The sequence below is a fragment of the Nostoc sp. genome (assembly GCF_036918245.1).
In the GTDB taxonomy this organism is placed as follows: domain Bacteria; phylum Cyanobacteriota; class Cyanobacteriia; order Cyanobacteriales; family Nostocaceae; genus Nostoc.
In genome coordinates this window covers 13,321-27,420 of record NZ_JBALEF010000074.1, presented here as the reverse complement: position 1 = coordinate 27,420, position 14,100 = coordinate 13,321, and the positions used below count along the sequence as shown (strand labels likewise).

17 protein-coding genes and 1 pseudogene are annotated in these 14,100 nt (G+C 41.0%); 11 read left to right on the top strand and 7 right to left on the bottom strand.

Translation table 11 applies throughout. The features are described 5' to 3' along the window. The first annotated feature begins 81 nt into the window (after positions 1-81). Positions 82-558, top strand: a complete 477-nt coding sequence (locus V7L12_RS21565; protein ID WP_335087356.1) for a hypothetical protein — start codon at positions 82-84, stop codon at positions 556-558. 15 nt (positions 559-573) lie between these two features. Here V7L12_RS21565 and V7L12_RS21560 read toward each other — a convergent pair whose 3' ends face one another. After that, positions 574-702, bottom strand: a complete 129-nt coding sequence (locus V7L12_RS21560) for a hypothetical protein (RefSeq protein WP_335087354.1) — start codon at positions 700-702, stop codon at positions 574-576. 13 nt (positions 703-715) lie between these two features. Between V7L12_RS21560 and V7L12_RS21555 the strand changes: the two genes are divergently transcribed. The 6 genes from V7L12_RS21555 to V7L12_RS21530 all read left to right on the top strand — a co-directional run bounded on the left by V7L12_RS21555 (position 716) and on the right by V7L12_RS21530 (position 3,219). Continuing rightward, the gene (locus tag V7L12_RS21555; protein ID WP_335087352.1) at positions 716-1,162 is read left to right on the top strand and encodes a hypothetical protein; all 447 of its coding nucleotides are present in this window, start codon (positions 716-718) and stop codon (positions 1,160-1,162) included. 14 nt (positions 1,163-1,176) lie between these two features. After that, complete coding sequence (locus V7L12_RS21550) at positions 1,177-1,536, top strand: PIN domain-containing protein (protein WP_335087350.1); 360 nt, start codon at positions 1,177-1,179, stop codon at positions 1,534-1,536. Positions 1,537-1,873: 337 nt separating this feature from the next. Beyond that, positions 1,874-2,122, top strand: coding sequence for a DUF4926 domain-containing protein (locus tag V7L12_RS21545; RefSeq protein WP_335087406.1), 249 nt, complete (start codon positions 1,874-1,876; stop codon positions 2,120-2,122). Between the two features lie 105 nt (positions 2,123-2,227). Next, a complete protein-coding gene (locus V7L12_RS21540; RefSeq protein ID WP_335087348.1) occupies positions 2,228-2,482 on the top strand; it encodes a hypothetical protein in 255 nt (84 codons plus the stop codon). A 159-nt stretch (positions 2,483-2,641) separates the two neighbouring features. Then, entirely contained in the window at positions 2,642-2,902 is a 261-nt protein-coding gene (locus tag V7L12_RS21535) for an AbrB/MazE/SpoVT family DNA-binding domain-containing protein (RefSeq protein WP_335087347.1), read from the top strand. Continuing rightward, the gene (locus V7L12_RS21530) at positions 2,896-3,219 is read left to right on the top strand and encodes a type II toxin-antitoxin system PemK/MazF family toxin (RefSeq protein ID WP_335087345.1); all 324 of its coding nucleotides are present in this window, start codon (positions 2,896-2,898) and stop codon (positions 3,217-3,219) included. The genes V7L12_RS21535 and V7L12_RS21530 overlap by 7 nt, the downstream gene beginning before the upstream one ends. 163 nt (positions 3,220-3,382) lie before the next feature. On the opposite strand, the pseudogene V7L12_RS21525 reads toward V7L12_RS21530, so the two are convergent. Continuing rightward, positions 3,383-3,924, bottom strand: a pseudogene (locus tag V7L12_RS21525) (protein-tyrosine phosphatase family protein). A 525-nt stretch (positions 3,925-4,449) separates the two neighbouring features. On the opposite strand from V7L12_RS21525, the gene V7L12_RS21520 reads away from it, so the two are divergent. The 3 genes from V7L12_RS21520 to V7L12_RS21510 are packed head-to-tail and all read left to right on the top strand — an operon-like array spanning position 4,450 to position 5,546. Beyond that, complete coding sequence (locus V7L12_RS21520; RefSeq protein WP_012406943.1) at positions 4,450-4,659, top strand: DUF2997 domain-containing protein; 210 nt, start codon at positions 4,450-4,452, stop codon at positions 4,657-4,659. Between the two features lie 39 nt (positions 4,660-4,698). After that, positions 4,699-5,085 (top strand): DUF1257 domain-containing protein, encoded by a 387-nt coding sequence (locus V7L12_RS21515; protein ID WP_012406942.1) that lies wholly within the window; start codon positions 4,699-4,701, stop codon positions 5,083-5,085. Then, on the top strand, positions 5,085-5,546 hold the full coding sequence (locus V7L12_RS21510) for a ferredoxin (RefSeq protein WP_334816622.1): 462 nt from the start codon (positions 5,085-5,087) through the stop codon (positions 5,544-5,546). Before V7L12_RS21515 ends, V7L12_RS21510 begins: the two co-directional genes overlap by 1 nt. A 119-nt stretch (positions 5,547-5,665) precedes the next feature. On the opposite strand, the gene V7L12_RS21505 is transcribed toward V7L12_RS21510, so the two are convergent. The 3 genes from V7L12_RS21505 to V7L12_RS21495 form a co-directional block, all read right to left on the bottom strand. Continuing rightward, entirely contained in the window at positions 5,666-5,950 is a 285-nt protein-coding gene (locus V7L12_RS21505) for a YiaA/YiaB family inner membrane protein (protein ID WP_335087343.1), read from the bottom strand. A gap of 253 nt (positions 5,951-6,203) precedes the next feature. After that, positions 6,204-7,805, bottom strand: a complete 1,602-nt coding sequence (locus V7L12_RS21500; protein ID WP_335087404.1) for a DUF4335 domain-containing protein — start codon at positions 7,803-7,805, stop codon at positions 6,204-6,206. 249 nt (positions 7,806-8,054) lie between these two features. Continuing rightward, on the bottom strand, positions 8,055-8,660 hold the full coding sequence (locus tag V7L12_RS21495) for a DUF3038 domain-containing protein (protein WP_334816628.1): 606 nt from the start codon (positions 8,658-8,660) through the stop codon (positions 8,055-8,057). A gap of 726 nt (positions 8,661-9,386) precedes the next feature. Between V7L12_RS21495 and V7L12_RS21490 the strand changes: the two genes are divergently transcribed. After that, positions 9,387-10,364, top strand: a complete 978-nt coding sequence (locus V7L12_RS21490; RefSeq protein WP_335087341.1) for a molybdate ABC transporter substrate-binding protein — start codon at positions 9,387-9,389, stop codon at positions 10,362-10,364. A gap of 19 nt (positions 10,365-10,383) precedes the next feature. On the opposite strand, the gene V7L12_RS21485 is transcribed toward V7L12_RS21490, so the two are convergent. Further along, entirely contained in the window at positions 10,384-11,034 is a 651-nt protein-coding gene (locus tag V7L12_RS21485; protein ID WP_335087402.1) for a Uma2 family endonuclease, read from the bottom strand. 473 nt (positions 11,035-11,507) lie between these two features. Then, complete coding sequence (locus V7L12_RS21480; protein ID WP_335087339.1) at positions 11,508-13,940, bottom strand: endonuclease MutS2; 2,433 nt, start codon at positions 13,938-13,940, stop codon at positions 11,508-11,510. Positions 13,941-14,100 lie beyond the last annotated feature (160 nt).

Genomic DNA, 14,100 nt, shown 5'->3' with positions numbered 1-14,100 from the left:
ACTTTAGTTTTAATCATAAAAATATATTTGTTCTAATTTGGGAACCCTAAGAATAATACTTGAGTACTCAACACGGTTTGTATGGCAATAAAGGATGTTCTCGCTGATTTCGAGGGAGATGATTTCGTCGCTCCCAGAATCATTCGTGCTGTTCGCAGTTTTAATGGTCAAGGTACTTCACTTTATTACTATATTGATGGTAAAGATTCTGATGGGCTTGTTGCTGGTCTAAAACTAGACTTCTTTAAAGAAGTTCGCTTTACTAACTTTAAGAAACATCATCCAACAGAGAAATATAAACCTTATTTTGATAAATTTATTTCTGGATGGTCTTGTAGCCACGATGATGTGTTGCAATGTTTTGCATCATCGAATTCAGTAGCAAAAGTGCAATTAGACAAGATGGCTAGACACTGGGAAATTCCTGTAGAGCGATTTCTCAATACTTTGTTACTTGCATATATGTTGTTGTGGGATGCTGAGGATGATGGCTGGCTTGATAGCTCTGATTGGGACGGCGGAGATTTCGGGGGTTCCTTGCCTTCACCAAAGCGATGAGTTGAGTGTTCTAGGTTATATGCTGCCGCTAACTTTTGCCGTTAGCTGTCTCATCATGGTTTGAAGCACTGCACCAGGATATAGAGGAAAGAGCGATCGCCCATAACCTATAATTAATATGCTGTTTAAAATAGTCAATGTCACAAGGATCTTAAAAATGGACGTTGAAAAACTTACTGACAAAACAATAGAGGTATCAGACATTACAGGTTGGAATAAAAATGGACAAAAACTTTTAGTATCAAAAATTAGATCAAGAGATATTCAAGAAGATATTAAATCAAAAGTAGAAGAAATTCTCAAGTTCGAGTATGAACATAATCAAGTCATAGTTCCTTATGCTATGACTGCTACCCCTGAAAACATTATTTTTTTTAAATGGGATGGTAAAAATCTAGAGACTCTCTACACTTTCCCAACTCACGAAGTTATGTCTGAATACGATTCAAAATTTGCAAGCAAGAGGATTTCTAAGTCTTATCTAGAAATATTAGTTGAGAGTTGGTTAAGAGATTTAGCATATAACTGGAAAACAGATAATCCTCCTAAATTACAAGAGTTAAAACAAATAGATTTTGTACAAAAGCTGGCAGATGCAGCATAAGGGTAGAAAAACTAGTGACTACACTTTATCTTGAAACTAACTTTTTCATTGGTTTCGCTAAAAACCAAGATCAAGATTCTGATGTTTTAATTTATCCTCAAATAAATGAGCAAATATCGCAAATTACAATTGTAATTCCTGCAATTTCTTGTATGGAATCTCTTTCTGTTCTAGAAGATGAACGCAGAAGAAGACATAGTTTTACAGAAAGGTTAGAGAGAGAAAGAAACGAACTGAAAGGAAATATCAATTCAGAATCTTCTGCGGAAATTTTGCGTTCTCTTCAAACCGCAAAAATTCATAATGAAGCAATGACTAATGATATTGAAAACCGCCTTTTTGGAGTTTTGAAATGGGCTGCTAATAATGTATAATTAATAAATTTATAATCATCTATACTTATTACTAGCCTTAATCAACAACTTATTCCTGATCCGACAGATAACTTAATTCTACATTGTATTCTTGCTCATGCCAAAACATCTTTAGATGATCATAAAGTTTTGTTAAGTGGAAATTCTAAAGACTTTGGTACAAAAGAGATTAAACAAATATTGGGTGAAGCAGGAATAAAAAAATATGTTGCAAGTACGCGAGACTTTTTAGGGTGGTTGCAGTCAATTTAATTATTAGAGTAGAGTTCGATCGCCTATGCTAATTTTGAGAGCGATCGCATCAAAAATTATTGAGAATATGGAAATCTCTAGGGAGATGAGTAAAAATACAATCAAGTTGCTGGATGCAGTAGCACTGACAGTTGATCTGCCTGAATACAACCTGTACCGTGGTCAAGTTGGCACAGTAGTAGAATTATTAGCTGGTGGTGCTGCTTTTGAAGTTGAATTTAGCGATCGCAATGGGCGCACATACGAATCTGTCGGTTTACGCCCGGAGAAAATTATGGTGTTACATTTTGAGCCAGCATCTCCTGATTCAGTAAGGCCAATAGTGACAGCATAAGTTGTTGTGCCTAGAGCGATGCCTACGGCTGGCTACGCCTACGCAGCTTTATCAGATATTCTGAAATAAAATCATATCTATAAACCTTCCACAAAATATCCGATTATGGCGATCATTGTTTCCCTTAGCCCAGAATTAGAAGCACGACTACGCGAGAAAGCTGCACAGCAAGGACAAGATGTTAGTTTCGTTGCAGCACAATTGCTAGAGGCTGTCCTAGAGTGGGAGGTGGAAGACTCAGAAGCAGCTATTAAGGGTATTCAGCAAGGATTAGAAGACTTTGAAGCGGGTAGATTCCATTCATTTGATGATTTTGCTGACGAGCAGCGTCGCAAGTATAATCTGCCAGCCGATTCATGAAATACCGCATTGAAATCTCTTTAAACATATACCAGCAAAGCGATCGCCTATGGTAATTTTGAGAGCAATCGCATTAAAAATTATTGAAAAATTGAGCACTTCTTGACAAAATTCCGATAAGTAATCACAATGTAATTACAATTCAGGACAAATATTCTTATGGGGACAGCAATTAGAACCCGTATTGTTAAAATCGGGAACTCTCAAGGTATCCGCATTCCTAAACTGCTGTTGGAACAAAGTGGTATTGGTGAAGAGGTGGAAATTGAAATTCAAGATTGTCACCTAATTGTCCGTGCTGCCTCTCTATCGCGTCAGGGATGGGAGGAAGCATTTGCAACAATGGCGAAGCAATACGACGATGCACTGCTCGATGATGCGGTAACTACAGAGTGGGAGCATCTAGAGTGGGAGTGGTAGTCAATCGATTTGATGTGTTTTTGGTTAACCTCAATCCAACCGTTGGCAGTGAGATTCAGAAGACAAGACCCTGTGTAGTAATTTCACCAGATGAGATGAATAAATATATTGCCACGGTTATTGTTGCTCCGATGACAACTAAAGGACAGTCTTATCCGACTCGTGTTGCTTGTGAGTTTCAGGGCAAGGATGGGCAAATCGTTCTGGATCAAATTCGTACAGTTGACAAAACTCGATTAGTCAAAAAGCTAGGTCAGATTGACTCTGATGAACAAAAAGCAGTTTTAGATACTTTAGCTGAAATGTTTGCTGAATAATATGCCTAATAATTCTATCAACCGGATGCTTATGAGATTCCACCGCAATGATTATACCAATTATCTATGAATGCGAATTATATAATATCTCTGGTTATCTTCAACATCTGGTTTCCACAGATTCACCTCGTCAATAGACTAATTAAACAGGATAATAGTAAACTTAAAATGTTTTATGCACTACGAGACGGCAATCATTCAGAAGCACGTTAAGTTCTTTTACAACTGTCAAGGGATTTCTACCTCTAAACATAGCTACGATCGCAGCTTCATAAGAATTTCTTCCTGTTCTTTTGACAGCATTGCAGCTTGATTTGATAATCCTCGGACACTAACTAGCCATGCCGCTAACACATGTCCAGTGCGTCCAATTCCACCAGAACAGTGTACAACGACTTTCTCATTTTGTTTATCGGCTTCTATTAAGAAAGGAAGTATTTTCTGTGTGAGGGTTTCTAAATCAGATAAATGGAAATCTGCAATTGGTGCCCAACAAACTAGCTGATTCCCAAATTCCTGTTTGTATATGTTTAGCAGATCAGAGTAAGAAGCTAGCTGTTGTTCAGCAAGAAGACAGCAAACACGCTTGATATCTTGGCGCTTCATGAATTCTATCCAATCCTGAACCTTCTTGTCAGTGTATCCAGGCCGCGCAGCACCAAAGACTATTTGTTCTTTCTCCCAAGCTGGGGCAAACTTATACATGTTTTAACTGTCTAGGTCGAGGTTGGTCAATCTCACCAATGGCAGAAAAAGGCGAACGCAGTTTAAAAATTCCTTTACACCCAATGCCAGCTGAAGTCACTAATGGCTACGTAAGTATACCCCACTATCTTGCTGTAGACCTGAGACTACGCTCTGGAAAATCCTAATATAATAAGCTAAATGGAATGCTAAGAATAAAGTTTTTCAATAAATTTTATATTTTTGTGAATTGCTTTGCTGGCTATACTACCTCTAATGCTTATTTTTAGGACTTTTGCAGCTTACTTCGCTAGCTCCAGTTTTTACCTTGACTAATCAATGAGGTTAAGAGAAACTAACTAAATACTGATGTGTGTGCTTATAATATTAATAAGTTTTGTAAAGATTCTGAGATATATATGTTGAAACATGGAACATTAGTTAACAAATGGCAAGTTTGTATCTAAATATGTTCCTACGGCTATATTTGTAGCCTTCTGCTAAGGCAGTACAATTTAAGCGTACTTATCCTGGTTGGCCAAAAGAATGGAGACATTAGAGTTCATAATTTATCCAGACGGTCGGGTACAAGAGAAAGTCACTGGCATTGTAGGTGCTTCTTGCGCTGAAGTTACAGCGGCAATAGAGGCACAGTTGGGGCAAGTACTTAATCATGAGCCAACCTCAGAATATTTCGCCGCGAAGGTGCAGCAATCTAATGTGGCGAATACACACACCACTTACAGCGATTGGTAAGTTTTCACAGTAGTTTAATGTTATTAATTCACAACCATCATGTCACACTTTAGCCAAATTAAGACTCAAATCCGTAACCTTGATTCTTTGAAAGATGCTTTGACTGAATTGGGCGTAGACTGGAAACCCGGCCCACGCGAAGTCCGTGGCTATCGCGGTCAAACCCATCCTGCAGAAGTTAGTATTGAGCAGGAAAATGGCTACGACATCGGTTTTAGATGGAATGGCAAAGAATATGAACTGGTGGCTGACTTGCAATATTGGCAGCAAGATTTATCTGTAGATGGATTTTTGCGCCAGGTAACACAGCGCTATGCTTATCAAACAGTCGTGAAAGAAACCGCTCGTGTTGGTTTTCAAGTCTCTGAACAACAAAAAAATGAAGATGGTTCAATTCGCCTGGTAGTACAGCGCTGGAGTGCGTAATGGCTGATTTTCTGCCGTCGCCGGAAGAACAAGAAGAGAACCGTTCCGGTTTGGAACCAGAATTAGGGGGTTTTTTACGGGATGCCCCAGAACGTTCTGGTTTGGAACCGGAATTGGGTGGTATGCTACGCCAAAATGGTGTTTATGTTGACGAAATCACCTGTATTGGTTGCAAGCATTGCGCTCATGTTGCGCGTAACACCTTTTACATTGAACCAGATTACGGGCGATCGCGCGTGGTTCGGCAAGATGGGGACGCTGAGGAAATTATCCAAGAAGCAATTGACACTTGTCCGGTTGATTGCATTCATTGGGTTGATTACACTGAACTGAGAAAGTTAGAAGAAGAACGTAAATATCAGGTAATTCCTTTAGTGGGTTATCCGGTAGAACAGGCAGTTGTTGCTAGCGAACGTCGGCGTAAAAAGCAAAAGTTGAAGACCAAAAAATCCCGTTATTAAGATAAAAACGTTAAATCAATTTAATAAAGGACTGGTATATCCAGTCCTTTTGTTTTTCGTCATATAGTTAATTTCTGATGCAGGGATAATTTTGAATTCCCTGTTAGGGCTAACTCCCTTCATTTGAAATTTAGAGGATCGTGTTGTGAAAGCAATTTTTCTACTTTTGCCTCGTCTAATCTAGCGGTTAATCTTCTAGTTTCGTGCAAGTCTCTAGTAGTTTTTGCCAAAGTAAAAGTTGAGCCAACAGAGAAAGCCATACCCATACCTATAAAGCCTTTCACCCAGCCATTTACGGGTAAGTTTACAATACCGAAGGTGGTCATAGAAATAGAAATCACAAAAGCTGCCCAAGTTTGAATAACCCAAGCTGCACTGTCTTTCTGGGTACCAATTGTTTGCATATTTCTTACCTTTGATAATTCGTAATTAAGAAGCGTAAGATTTAATCTGGGTTTCCAGACTTGTATCTATAGTTTAATTTTGAAGAATTGGTGTTAACAGTAATTATATTTATTGGTAGGTTTACTGGTATTAATAGTAAGACCAGTTTCATAACTGGACTTCAACAGATAAGCTCAAGAGAAATTGTAGTAAGTAGAAACTGGCACAAGATTTGTACCAGTTTTACAAGTGGCATTAAAAGGATGAGTTTACTTATTGATCTGGAAAGGTCTGTACCTTGCCATCAGGGCTGAGAACAACTCGAATTCTGACATTTTGTCCATTTTTATTGGCGGAAACAAAAGGTTTACCAACTTCAGGCATCCCAGCGTTATCAACGAATTCTCTTGCTGCCTTATTAAGGGGAAAAATTCGTTCAATTGCGCCGTCAACACCAACTATCAAACTGTACTCTAATGTTTGTCCCAGTCCAGTAGGTGGTTGCCAACGCTTTGTTAGGTATTCTCTAGCTTCTGCTACTTGAGGTGTGTCAAATAATGTGCCAGTAGCTACTTCTCTGGATGTGGGGTTTTTAGCTGTGTCCCCTAATTGATCGATAAATGGATTATTAGCAGCAGTTCTAGAGGAGGGAAGTTGTGAAGTAGGTTTTTCTCCAGGAGAAGATTGCTGTAAGGAACGGATTCTTTCGTCTAGCTGTTGTGAGGTTAGTGGGGAGGGTTGGGTTGGGCTATTGACACGATTATTATTGGGTATAGTGTCAAGAGATGGAGGCAGGACTGGTGAGATATTAGTTGGTAAGCTATTTGCGTTAGAAGATAGTCTGGGTGGCAAATTCCGCAGTTGAGGGATAGCACCGACTTGGGGACTTGACCCGGTTGGATTCTGTCCCAGATTTGGTAATATGGCAATTTCCTTGCCTGGGATTTTGCTGGATGGTGCAATCGCTCGATTACTAGGAAGGGTTGCAGTCGTCCCTTGAGGTATTGTCAATGTATTTGGTAGCGGTGGAGAGAAACTACTAGAACTAGGGGCTGTTAGAGGTGCTTGGGGTAAAGTGGATGTGGAAAGTGGAGGGGTAGAACCTAGCAAATTATTTGATGGAGGGGTTAGCCCAGGTTCAGGCGTGGGAAAGTTTAGTGAGGATGAAGGTTCTAGAGCAGTCTTTACTGCTGCTGAATCTGATGTTTTGGCTGTCTGCTGTTGCTTTTCTCTAATATTGTTAGCATATTGCCAAGTAACTGGTAAAAAACCTACACCTAATACTAATACTGCGGCAATAGGCGCCCAAGCAGGAAACCTCAGAGTCGAACCTGTGCTGTTGAGAGTTGGGAGTGCCATGACATCAGTTGAGTATTCATCTAAAGCACTTGCCAAATCAAATAGTTGCAGCAGACTGAGTTGAATTACGGGGCCAGATGAATAGTTGGCAAGAGAACCGAGAAATAAGTTGTGAGTTAAATAGCTGCTTGGTTCTAAGTGGATATTTGCCCCTGGAATCTGGGTATTAAAAGCATTTAATGTTTTTGTTGAGGACTTTAATTCCGGCTCACCCAGTGCTGTGCTTGACTCTTGGGTTCTGGAGAAACTGACCCAAAAGCTTTCTGGAGACTGTTGGAGAAATTGCTGTACATAGTTGGTGACAGCATCACATAAAGCTTCGAGTTGCTCGCGATCGCCCCGAATTGGAACTCTTTGTTCCTCTGGTAGTCGGGGATCGTCAAAACGTAGCTCAAAACTCAGATGTTTGAGGACAGTTTTCCCCATCCAACGAGACAGAGGTGAGCTTTGCGCGAATACTTCTAGCGTGCAAGTCGGTGGTGTGTAGCAACGAATAACTGAATTTGATAGAGGCATGACAGGAACTACAAAGAAGACTATATTGGGATTTTGCAAAAATTGAGCCAGTTGCTTGTAAAGAAAAGTTGGAACGCTGGATTCGTCCACTCAGAAATTTGTCAGGTTCCTTCCGTTGTGCAAACTGGCGTGCAAGGAGGAAGCATTGCTGATAGTGCATCGCCCAAGAGCTAATGACCATCAAAAGAGTTTCCTGACCTAGCAAACTTTTCAAAACGAATTTTGGTTGAAGAATTTCAAATCTAAAATTTAAAATTTTGTTGAACGGTCTATAAGTGCTAGCCAGAGACGGCGATGCCCACCAGGAGCGCTGTAAAAAAGTAAATCTACAAGCAGTTTTAGGGCCAGGTTGGTTAGTAAATCCGTTGAGATTTCCTCGTCCTCTTCCATCCGCTCTTGGTAGGTGTTGCAAAAAGCATCAATATAGTCTCCAAGTAAAGCAGCCTGGTGAGGTTCCCGGTTATTTTCTGCCATTTGTTCTAACAGACCGACAGCGCGGCGAATCAATTCCTGGTGCTGTTTGGCTAGATAGCAGATGATCAAAACAAGCGATCGCGCTTCTTCGACATCTAGCTTTTTTCGCCCTCCTTGACCTTTGCGTAGAGGATTTGATTGGCGCAATCGCCATAAAGCTACGCGGTCTGGCACTCTTGACTCTAAATTCAGATCGGTTGCCGCCGAAAGCATTGCCTCTGAACCAATCCCAGTTAAGGTTTCTAGCGCCAACAGCACCAAGTCTAATTGGGTTTTGATATTGTCCCATTGGACTGTGTTTGGGGCTGGAAGCTTGATTAAATCCTCCCACTGGGAATTTGGAGTGGCTGAGTTGGCGGCCGAGTGCATAACTTTTAGCATAGGTGATCGAGCTGATAGGTGATGTTGCTGTTACCCATTTTGAAACCAGACTCTTAAGAATCAAGCTTGGTTTCCCATAGCTATGAGCCAGAGGCTTCAGCTAGCTTTTTTGTATGTGGTAAACAGTAGGTATCTTTGTCCTACTCTAGATGAAAATTTATTTTCGACAAAGTAAAAAATTATCAATTCTAATTAAGGTTTACCCGACTTTCGCTGCTAGCTCCGTATCAGAGTATAAATAAACTATTGTTTTGAATGCTAACCGCTAGCGATTGCTAAGTAATTATGTAGAATACCTCCTAATTTGTTTGCGGTTTTAAATTTTGAAATTTCTTGATATTTATTACTTTGTCTTAATGTATACATAATTACTCTACAAATATTTTACCTGTTTGCTCAAGGCACTATTTGCTGCTGGACATTATCTGTGTGCAGCCTGTTATTTCAGTATAGGCTGGGCAACATCAGGACGATTGACGCCTCCATGAATAAAACTGATGACAAACTTAAAAATTTGATAAAGTCAGCGTTTGAAGATGTTGGGCGATTGATTTATTCCAACTTAGTTGGTACTATAACTCTAACTGCAAACCACGCACATATCAGAACTCATTTATAAAGTTAATGGGCAGAGGTAATACTTTAGATATTTACCAAAACCCATACTTCACTATCGGTTACAGATAATTCACTCAGTCGGAATAGCAACGCAATAATATAACAACTATGAAAAAGCATTTTTTTGCCTTTTCACTGATAGCTTGTGCTGTCGGTGTGACTTTGCCAACTCAGGCATTTGCAGTTAAGCTATACGGTGCTGGAAGTTTGCGCGATAGTCTCACAGAAGTAGCTGAATCTTTTGACGAAAAATATGGGATTCCAGTAGAAACGCGATTTGGCCCGTCAGGTTTAACACGAGAATTTATAGAACAAGAATTCTCCAAAACTGGAAAATCCGCAGATGTTTTTGCCAGTGCAGATATTGATAACCCTCAGACATTGTTTGAAGAAGATTTGAGTGAACCTGTAGTGAACTTCACTAGCAACCGCATGACTGCTGTTGTCAGATCGGGACTTGGTATCACATCAGATAATTTGTTGGACTTTTTGCTAAAACCCGACATCAAGTTGGGAACTTCGACGCCTATAGCAGATCCATCTGGTAACTATGCATGGGAGATATTTGACAAGTCCGATCGGGTTACACCTGGTAGCTCTAAAATTTTGAAGAATAAAGCTTTACAGTTAGTAGGTGGTAATCCTAATGCTCCTATAGTTCCTAACGGCAAAAATAATTTAGTCTACTTTCTAGAAGAAACAAAGCAGGCAGATATATTTTTAGCTTATTACACCAGTGGCAAGACTGCCCAAGCAACAGAAGGTGGTGAAAATCTGCAAATAGTAGAGCTACCCGACTATTTAGCAACGAAAGCTAATTATGGACTAACTACACTGAAAAATGCCGATCCTGATGGTGAAAAGTTGGCTGAATATATCCTGTCACAAAAAGGGCAAGAAATTTTAGCAAAGTATGAATTTAGCGCCCCCTCTACTTCTGTTCCCGAACATCAGGGTGCGGGTGGAATTTTACTGGCAGTAGGTGTAGCTTTTATCCTGAATAAAAAACAAGTATTGCTCAAAAAGCAATTGATCAAAATTGTTAACGGAGATGCAGAACAAGAGCGTCACAATCTTTTTGAGTAGCCATTTATGACAATTTCAACTAAATCTGGCTACTAATTTTCTGTCTTATCCACGCACGAAATGCTTTCATTGTCGCATTTCTGCCATTGCTTTTACTCTGCATCAAATATTCGGGAATCGCTTGGAAAATTGGGATATTGGGAAAAATAGAACTGGTATTTGATTCCATATATTTACCATCGAACAGCACGTTGATTTCCAACTTGCTTCCATTCCATCGCCACAGTTCCGGTACTCTCAAAGCTTGATAATTATTAAAACGAGTCCGGGAGGTAATATCAATTTCAATAGCCAAATCTGGAGGCGGGTCGGTTTCTAAATTGATTCTATCTTTGCCCCTAATTATAGCTTCATTTTGGATATAGAAACAATCGTCGGGTTCTACCCCAGCATCCATATTTTCCTTATCAAAAGTCGTAGAACCCAAACTCCAAAATTCCAGATCGAGTTCTTCTAATAATACTTTCAGCAAGTCGCCAATAATAACTTTAGCTACTTCATGCTCTGGTAATGGAGCCATTATTTCCAACACCCCTTGACTGTAACCTATGCGAGAACTGCGATTGTCTCCCAATTCCGCTAAAATGCGTTTGTATGCCGACCAGGAGACATCTTTAATCAACAACTGATGACCGGCTCTAACAATTAGTTGATTGAGTTCAAGTAACATCACAAATTTCCTTCTCTTGATTAATGGCAATACGCTTGGTGTTAGTGATATTTTTCTCCCAAAGATTCCCCTAAGATAATACGGTTTACTTAAGGCTTAAGTCTTTGTCAAAGTCAATTTTTTTAACGAACTGTCAAGGACGCAGAGAACGCAAAATAAGACAACGAATAAATGCTTAGGGGTTATTTTAATTAGCAATTGATTGTCAAGTTTTTGACTTTCCTAAACTGCATGAATATGGTGTTTTCTCATAAATCATTTAGGATTACTTCTGAGATATTTGCTGCACCTATATACTCAGCATAAACTCGGCTATTAGTAAAAAAGCTAAAAGCTGCAATGAAAGGTAAAATCTTGGTCTTCATACTGTTTTTATTCTGTAACTTCTGCTTCATCCTAACTTTGGGTGATGAAATATAGCAGTTCTCGTTTGAATGCAATTGAGAACCGCTATAGTTACATTTATTGCTACTTTATTTTATATGAGCAACGGTAACACCACTGCCGCCATCTGCTTGTTCTGCTGGTTCGTAGTTGTTCACTCTGGAATGGTGTTGCAAAAAGGCGTGAACTCCTTGTCGTAGTTTACCAGTGCCATAGCCGTGAATAATCCAGACTGGGCCTGTAGCTTCCGAGATGGCTTTATCTAAAATGTATTCGGCATCAGCCACCCGTTTACCACGCAAATCGATGGTATTTCGGGAAGTCCGAATTTCTGGGACATTTTGCGGTGGCGGGGTTACTGCTGCTGGGGCTGGTTTGGATTTGACTACTAGTTCGGCTTTTTGACCATCTAGAGATTCTACGTCTTCCAACTTCACAGTCATCTTCATTAGCCCAAAGCGAACGCTTAATTCGCCATCTTCATCAGGGGCGGTGATTACTTCCGCTGTCTGTCCCAGTTTGGGAACGCGGATGCGATCGCCTATTTTGGGCATAAACCCAACTTTTGGTTTTGCTGGCGTTACTGGCTGATATTGCTGGCCAATTTGATTCAAAGCATTAGTTGCTTGCTGGGCTTCTTGGGCCGTAGGCGTACCTTTCTGCAAGCGGCGGATAACTTGGGCAATTTCACCTTTTGCCTGAGCGATCGCTTGTTGCACTGCTACTTCCTGTGAAGCCCGCAAACTGCTTTCCCTTTCCTCCAAACTTGCGGCTTTTGCAGATACTTCTTTATATAAACGTTCCGCTTGCTGCAACAAAACTTGGGCTTCCGCAGCTTTGGTTTCTTGGCGGCGGCGTTGCGCTTCTAAGCCAGCAATTACCTGGTTAACTTCATCTGTGGCTTCTCCAACTTGGGTTTTTGCCTGTTGTACAACTTCTGGTTTTAATCCCAAGCGCAGGGCAATTGTCAGGGCGTTAGAACGTCCGGGGATGCCCCAGAGCAGACGGTAAGTAGGCGACAAAGTACTTTCGTCAAATTCTACAGAGGCATTTTCAAACCGATCGTCTTCGTATTTCAGGGCTTTTAGTTCGCCGAAGTGAGTGGTGGCGATTGTTAGCTGGGCATGGTTGGCGAGATATTGCAACAAGGCGATCGCTAAAGCACTACCTTCTACTGGATCGGTTCCGGCGCCGACTTCATCAAGTAAAACTAGGGAATTGGGCATGGGGCATAGGGCATTGGATTGTCCCCCATCTCCCTCATCTCCCTCATCCCCCTCATCCCCCAATGCTTCTAAAATCCGACTAATTCGGCGGATGTGTCCAGAGAATGTGGATAAACTTTGCTGTAAGGATTGTTCATCGCCAATATCTGCCAGTACTTTATCAAACCAAGGTATTTCTACTGGTTCGCGGGCGGGGACAAATAAACCCACTTTGGCCATTAATGCTGCTAACCCCAAAGTTTTTAAGGTTACAGTTTTACCGCCAGTATTAGGCCCCGTAATCGTTACTACCCGAATTTGCGGACTAATCAGCAAATTTACAGGAATTACTGGTTGCCCTTGTTCGTGCTGTTGTTGCCACACTAACAGAGGATGTCGTAAGTTCCGCAAGGTAATGATTTCCCTATCTTCTCGCTGGATAAATCGCGGCGGATTCGCTCCTAGCCAGAAACTATATCGCGATCTAGCGGTTGCCAAATCCAAAGTAGTAGCGATCGCTAACAACCTCTCTAAATCTGGTTTGACTGCGGCTACTTGTTCTGTCAAAATGCGGCGAATCGTTTCTTCTTCGGCTTGTTCTCTCCTGATAATCTGCCGCAGTTGGTTGCCTAGAGGTACTACTGAATTCGGTTCCACATACAGGGTGGCACCGCTGGTAGAGGTATCGTGGACTATACCGGGGATGGCATCTTTTTGGGGTGCTTTTACAGGGATAACAAAGCGATCGCTCCGTTGTGTAATCAGCTGTTCTTGAACTGCGCCGGATTTTGCCTGTAAGATATTTTGCAGCTTTTGAGTAATTTGGCTGCGTAATCGCCGCAAATCTGTGCGAATTTCTCCCAGTTTTTGACTCGCGCGGTCAGTTACCTGGGCCCGTTCATCAATACAGCGGTGAATTTCCTGTTCTAGTTCTGGATAAGTCCGCAAATCGGCAACCAAATCAGTCAATATCGGCAAATTTTCTTGATTGTCGATTACACGGCGCAAATTTCTGGCACCAGCGAGGGTGGTGGCGATCGCTAACAGTTCTTCCCCTGCCAAAACTCCACTGCGTTCTGCTCGTTCTAGGGAATCACCAATATCTTGAATTCCTTCAAATGACAGTCCCGTGGTCAGGCGACTTTCTAGTTGGTAGATTTCTTTGGTTTGCTCTAATAACTGTTCGCTTTGGGTCTGAGAATCAGGTATTTTCAGATGACGCGCAGCTGTCGCCCCCAGCTTAGTTGCCGCAAAGGTAGCAAGGTGCTGGCAAAGGCGATGCCATTCTAATAATTCTAAGGTTTCAGATTGGATCAAGGTTTCAACATCTAATCTGAAATTATGGTAACAATTCTAGCTCCTAGATGGATAAATCTTAAAGGAGAAAATTTTGCTTTAATTCAATCAGCCAGCTAGTCCGTGGCAATAGCCAAGTAGTAAGTGGCACATTAAACTATCTTTTCTGAGAAAAAACCCC